We start from the raw sequence: 6129 nt of genomic DNA, 5'->3' as shown, positions 1-6129 counted from the left end.
TAAATCCATATATTATTAACACTAGTATGGTTACTATGATAAGGAATAGTCCTTTACTAGATCCCCCTTTTCGCCTCAACAAAAACACCCCCTCTACATTATATGTAATGGGGATGAATATGATATTTTGTCCAGTGAGAATATGTTTAATATTAATTCCTCATAGACCTAATGTATACTCATACTATCCTTATCAATTTTTATTCTATGTAATTTTTATCACCACCAGTTTTTCATACTTTGCTTTTGCATCTTTTAACATTTCTTCATATATAATATCAGCTAGTATCTGAGCTATAGCCTTCTTTTGTTCGATGCTTAAAGGTACGTTCATATACATAGTCTCTTTTAGGATATGTATATGATGGTAGGGGTTGTACAGTTGACTATGGATTATAATTATAATTCCAATTAATTTATAATGTTTATTTTATATTGATTTTTTCTTGTATCCAGTTATATCCATTAAATAATTTTCTGTTTCAGAATCGAATTTCTTATCTTCATATATTGCATGCTTTGCTCTGGCTGCACAGTGTGCTTCATTGCTTAGTTCAAAATATTCAATTGAATTTTTACCTTTTCTACTATTGTTCTTTACTTGAATTAATATCTTACTCCCATCAATAACCCAATCAAAGTGTTCTTCTGGGTCGTCAAAATAAGTATGAAACAAGTGAAATCACAATTGCAATTACTGTAGGAATAAAATGCTTTTCTAAAAAAATTTTTAATACTTCTGCAAATGAATTCATAATTTTTCTATACCTCCAAAATATGTATGACTATTGATTGTTGTAACTTTCTTATCCTAGCTGGAATTATTAAAATACTAACCCCAAAAATCAACATTAATATATACTGATTCAAAACTGAGAAATGTTGCCCCATTTTTGAGCTTCATCTAGTGTATAATTTGTAGAATACTTACAAATTTTTTTATCATATTCATTTAATCTAGAAAATCTATATATTACTGCTTTTCAAAGTAATTATTTATTAACATTTGATTTTCCTTTTTTCAACTTATTTCACATAACGGTGCGACAGTTACTGAAGTGGTTCTTGTCGGCCATGTTGGTGATTATATATTATATAATGATAATTCATGAGTTGTTAAAATGGAATACAATCTAAGTCTTCTAATTTTGTAAAAAAATCATATAGATAGGTAATATACGAAGCCGTGATATTTAACATTAGCTCTGCTTCAAATTCACTTACCCTTAAGCCTTTATCAATACCATGTGCAACACCATCAGCACGCCCCCTATATCCGAATATTTTAATTATTCCTTGTGTAATAGGCGAAGGTATTTTGTCATAAGCTTTACCTTGATATTTTTGTATATTGGTTGCAAAATCTTTTGATGTATTTTCGCCAGTTAATATTTCTAGGGCTAATTCAAGCGCACATATTGATTCTTTAATTGTATTTTCATAATCAGGTTTCTCATAATCTCTAAAAAAATTAAGTGCCTTATTATAGTGCTTTTTAACTTTATACATTTTTTTATCAGTCAAAATACTTCCTACTCTTTGAGTATTCTTTTGAGTTATTGCTCTTCCTCGTCTGAAAAATTCACCTTTTTTAAATTCAAATTCAATATTATCTTCACACAGAATATTGTTCACTTCTTCTTCAAATCTGTCTTTTACTTCTGCTTCCGTTTCAACAATTTCTTCATCATTATTAAAACCATACTCAACAATTTCTTTTAATAAATTCTTATAAAATCTTTCACAAAAAACATATACCTTGTCCCATCTCATGTCAGCAAGAACACATTTAACATCTTTTTGAACTTCACTAGAATCAACTTCGTGAAACTCTTTACGACTAGACCTGTAGATTTCTTTTCTAATCGATGTCCAAAGACCTCTAACAGCATCCTCAGCAACAAACTCTGATATTATACAAAATAAGGCATTCCTTGATTCTTGTGGAAAATCATTACTTATACTCTTTAAGTTATCTAATCCAATTCTTTGATTAAATGTTGTATTCATAAATTATTCTCCTCTTATTAAAAATAAATAAATTACTTTTTATGATAATGATTTTAGCAATATTAATTTTAAAAGATGGCTTCATAACGCTTCTAGTATATTGGACAGTTCACATACTTTTCGTGGACTGTTTTAAATACTATGTTATAGGATGCATGAAATCTCTCTAAACTAGAGAGTAACTTAAACTTAACATTATTAATTGCAAATTAACAATTTTTCATTGCTACTTTAAATATACCTTTGTATGTTTTCATTTTGCTATCGAAGCTGAAGGTTTATTATCATCCCTACAATCAATCAAATAGATAGACTTATTTAGCTCGTTTTTGTAACCAGCATTCTCTACTACTTGCTTAGAATTACGATATTCGCTTTCTGTAAAGTAAAAAATAGCAATTAAGCTACCATCTGCACAGTTAGCTTTCTCATATATCTTAACTTGGGTAAATATATGATCAAGTTTTGAGTTGCTTGCTAGTTTAAATTCAATTATATTTTGATTCTTTTGCCCCATTGAAATAATAAAATCTGCTTGACCTCTACCATTATTGGGTTCTGAATTCACCTTATAGTTTGTACCATACCAAACGAAACGGAATAATCTTTGAAGATCATTTTCCCTTGCTATCTGTTTTCCCTTTACGTATAAATTTTTATATCCGTCACAGTTTTCAATAATATGTTTAAAAAACTTTAATCGTCTTTTAGCTTCTTCTCTAGCCGATAAATTCTCTTCTATCGAATATTCACTTTGATTAAAAATTGAAATTAAATTCTTTGAAGATATCAATAGTTTTTCTAGCTGTTCATTTAACTCATTCATACACTGAAGTCTGATTTCATCTGTATCTGCTTCTCTTAGTTTAATGTAATAGTCATAAAGTTCAGGATATTCTTTAACTACTTCTTCAAATGCATTCTTTTCTATTTTTTGTATTGATTTTTCTCTGATAGGTTTTTTATTACTTCTTTGCTTTTCTTCATATTGCAGTACAGCTTGTCTAATATAATTATTTACATAAGCCCTCAAACTATCATTTTCTATTGTAGCACGAATACGCTCGTGACTATTGTAGAAATCTTTTTTATTAATAGCTGGTTCGTCTTCACGGAGCATATCATATGGAGTTAGCAAGATGTATTCTATTTGACCTTTTTGGTTATAGATATAAGGTAATGTGTACTCTTTACTTACAAAACTTTCTGTATCATAGTTAAAGTATGCTTTTTCAACAGGTAATTTTTTACACATATTAGGATTAATATAATTCTTTGCAAAATTCTCAGTATACTCACAAAGAAATCCTTTTATAAGATTTACAGTTAGATCACTTATCTTGTCCTTACCACTTCCATCGTACAGCAGCATAGCTTTTTCAATATGTTGACTTTTAGAAATACCATTTGTATCAAGTGCAAATCCTATATTCTTATATAAAAATTCTGCATATTTTTTTCCTAATGCTAGACCTTTATTCCCAACTAACGAATACCCTAACCAGTTGTTAGGTACTTCACTAAAATTAAACCATGCATTTACTTCTTTTGAGGATAAGCCTTGCTTTGCTTTTACATATAAAAAGTGAAAATAACGTATAATCTCTTTATGGAGTTCATTGTATTCAGACTTATTGCTATTAAAGATAAGCATTGGATCAACAAATAAAGGTAAATCACAAACCAAAGAAATATCTATTGCTCCATATGCTCTTATTAATTCTGTATCAATGTTAAACTGCTCAGAAAAAAACATTTTTATGCCTCCTTTATAAATTTAAAATAACGTTCATCTAGTTAACTATTTATATTATCCTTCTTTGTTACATACCGTATAGTCAATTAGTTTTTATATGATTTAAAGGGAGTCTATATTTGTGAAATTTATCTACCACAAATAGGGTTTCTTAAAACACTCGATTGCTATATCTGACAAAATCCTTTTTCTATATTGTTTGTATGAAACACCATAACTTTTATAAAGTTTGTCATCTGGAGCAAAAAATGGTTGCATCCAGTAATTGCCACGATCATCTCTCATCCCAATTTCAAGAGATGCTGAAAGCATGCCTGTTCGAATCTTATTTTTGCTATAACATAGCTTCAGTAAGAAACTTTCCTCAGGCCCAACTCTTCTATCATAAAGCACATGATAATTCAAAACACCAAGTTCAAGTATTCCTTCATCTAATAAATCTACATTGAATACGCATGTATCCTTCTGAAAATTAGAAATGATATCTATTTCATAAACTGGTGTCTTTCCGACATTTTTTATCGTATACTCTCTACACACCCATAGATCTTTATCTAATATTAATCTATCATATTTTGCATAGACGTCTTCTTCACTAACCTCATGTCCTCAATTGTCGCAACGTATACTTCTAAATTACATGTCCTAGTTTTTGTCTTGTAACCTGGATATTCAAAATGATTATCCATATTAACTACTGTAAATTCTGGTCTATTTCTTCGTAAATCTTCTAATATCTTAGCTTTTTCCTTTTTATCCTTTTTTCGCTGATCAAGTTTAGAAAATATATAAGTTACAATTCCTCCAAATAGTGCAGAAATACCCGAAAGTAATATTTCATTCACAATCTTTCCTCCTTTAAATCATCACTCTGTGGCATATAATACCTTTGTCAATAAGACGCCTAAGAATTGGACCCAAAAGAATACCTTTTTTGAGGAGCTTACTCCCCATAAGAAGGTATAATGCTCATCACCTTAAGATTTCATTCCTTAGAGTACTTTTACACAAAATAGTATTAAACAATGTTATTTACAAAATAATCAAATTTGTGAAATTAAGTATACTAAACCAGCTGCAACAACATTTCCAGTAATACCTTCTAAAATATTTCTCACACTACTCAAACATTCTTTAACCATACTTCTTTTTATTTTCTTACTTTCTTTAATAGATCTAAGAATTTCAATTTGAGTTTTTATTTCTTGAACTTCATCCTTCTTCAATCCAATTTTATCTATATTATCTTTTAATGAAACAATTATCTTTTCAACCTCTTTTTTTTCTATATATTCAATATCTTGATATTGACTTGAGTTTGAGTTGTTTTGTTGAATCTATGAATTTGTAACATTACCATAGAAATTATTTGTTGTGTAATTCATATCTTTTGCTTTACTCTTTTCATCTTCACTAAAACTCATATCTTCACCTAAAATTCCTTCTTCTTCAAGTTTCAATGCCCATTCTAAAACAATATTTCTAACTGATTCAATAATTGACTGTACTTGTGTTTTACTGAACAACATCTTATAATCAGTATCAAATTGTGTCCATTCTGATAGCTGTCTACGAATTTCAGCGTTAAAAGTAACAGTTAATCGATCGAAATCACTATTGATTAATGCTTCAAGATTTGTTATTGGATCAGGTAGTTTTCTTGAAGAAAGTAAGGAAGATATCTTAGTATCATCAATCAGTAGTGGTATCCAACCCCTATAAGGGTTCCAACCTTTTGTTTCTCCATTTACATTTCTATATTCAGGAATATCTTCATACTTACATTTATGTCCATTTAATTCACTGTCTATCCAGTCTTTCAATTCCTTAACTTTTAACTTTCTTGCAACAACGTATGCTTTTCTTAAAAGTTCTGTAACACTTTGTGAAGAATCAAGCGCCTCTCTTTGTAAATCAATAATAATAGAATTCATTTAATCCCTCCATATTTCTTATATGTAATTTTAATTAACACTTTATTTGTAGCACTTTGTAGTTAATATTTATGCATTGACATAAAATACACTTAAAGGTTCTAATATTTTAATATAGATTATACAAAAGGTATTAAATATTTACAAATATTGTATTACTATAATTTTCTATATTAACGACTAAATACCTTCTTAAAAGTCGAATTTTGCTATTGACTAATATTAATTTGTCATTCCAAAAAACTAAAAACAGTGCCCTTAGGCACTCCCCCTTTATGTATATTCCAACTATTCTAAGCTATAACATAACATAATCTTACCAGTAGCGATAACGTAATTCTCACTTTAACCTCAGACATAACTATGATTGTCGGTTTTAAATTTCTATCAACTAAAATAAATCCATATATTATTAACACTAGTATGGTT

Annotated in this window: 8 protein-coding genes; all 8 read right to left on the bottom strand. The window is 28.7% G+C overall.

Annotated elements, in window-relative coordinates; genetic code table 11:
* Positions 1 to 205: 205 nt before the first annotated feature.
* Complete coding sequence (locus JMO20_RS20270; RefSeq protein ID WP_279380053.1) at positions 206 to 334, bottom strand: hypothetical protein; 129 nt, start codon at positions 332 to 334, stop codon at positions 206 to 208.
* Between the two features lie 96 nt (positions 335 to 430).
* Positions 431 to 676, bottom strand: a complete 246-nt coding sequence (locus tag JMO20_RS04425; protein WP_202708330.1) for a hypothetical protein — start codon at positions 674 to 676, stop codon at positions 431 to 433.
* A 440-nt stretch (positions 677 to 1116) separates the two neighbouring features.
* A complete protein-coding gene (locus JMO20_RS04420; RefSeq protein ID WP_202708329.1) occupies positions 1117 to 2010 on the bottom strand; it encodes a hypothetical protein in 894 nt (297 codons plus the stop codon).
* Between the two features lie 253 nt (positions 2011 to 2263).
* Positions 2264 to 3766, bottom strand: a complete 1503-nt coding sequence (locus JMO20_RS04415; protein WP_202708328.1) for a hypothetical protein — start codon at positions 3764 to 3766, stop codon at positions 2264 to 2266.
* Between the two features lie 132 nt (positions 3767 to 3898).
* A complete protein-coding gene (locus tag JMO20_RS04410) occupies positions 3899 to 4306 on the bottom strand; it encodes a hypothetical protein (RefSeq protein ID WP_202708327.1) in 408 nt (135 codons plus the stop codon).
* Between the two features lie 20 nt (positions 4307 to 4326).
* Positions 4327 to 4611, bottom strand: coding sequence for a hypothetical protein (locus JMO20_RS04405; protein WP_202708326.1), 285 nt, complete (start codon positions 4609 to 4611; stop codon positions 4327 to 4329).
* Between the two features lie 198 nt (positions 4612 to 4809).
* Positions 4810 to 4992: a hypothetical protein gene (locus JMO20_RS04400; protein ID WP_202708325.1), complete on the bottom strand. Its 183-nt coding sequence runs from the start codon at positions 4990 to 4992 to the stop codon at positions 4810 to 4812.
* A gap of 111 nt (positions 4993 to 5103) precedes the next feature.
* A complete protein-coding gene (locus JMO20_RS04395; RefSeq protein WP_202708324.1) occupies positions 5104 to 5700 on the bottom strand; it encodes an AbiTii domain-containing protein in 597 nt (198 codons plus the stop codon).
* Between the last annotated feature and the right edge of the window lie 429 nt (positions 5701 to 6129).

This window comes from Sporosalibacterium faouarense (genome assembly GCF_016765695.1).
GTDB classification, from domain to species: domain Bacteria; phylum Bacillota; class Clostridia; order Tissierellales; family VENL01; genus Sporosalibacterium; species Sporosalibacterium faouarense.
Note: the sequence above shows the minus strand (reverse complement) of the source record. Positions and strands in the feature narration are given on the sequence as shown.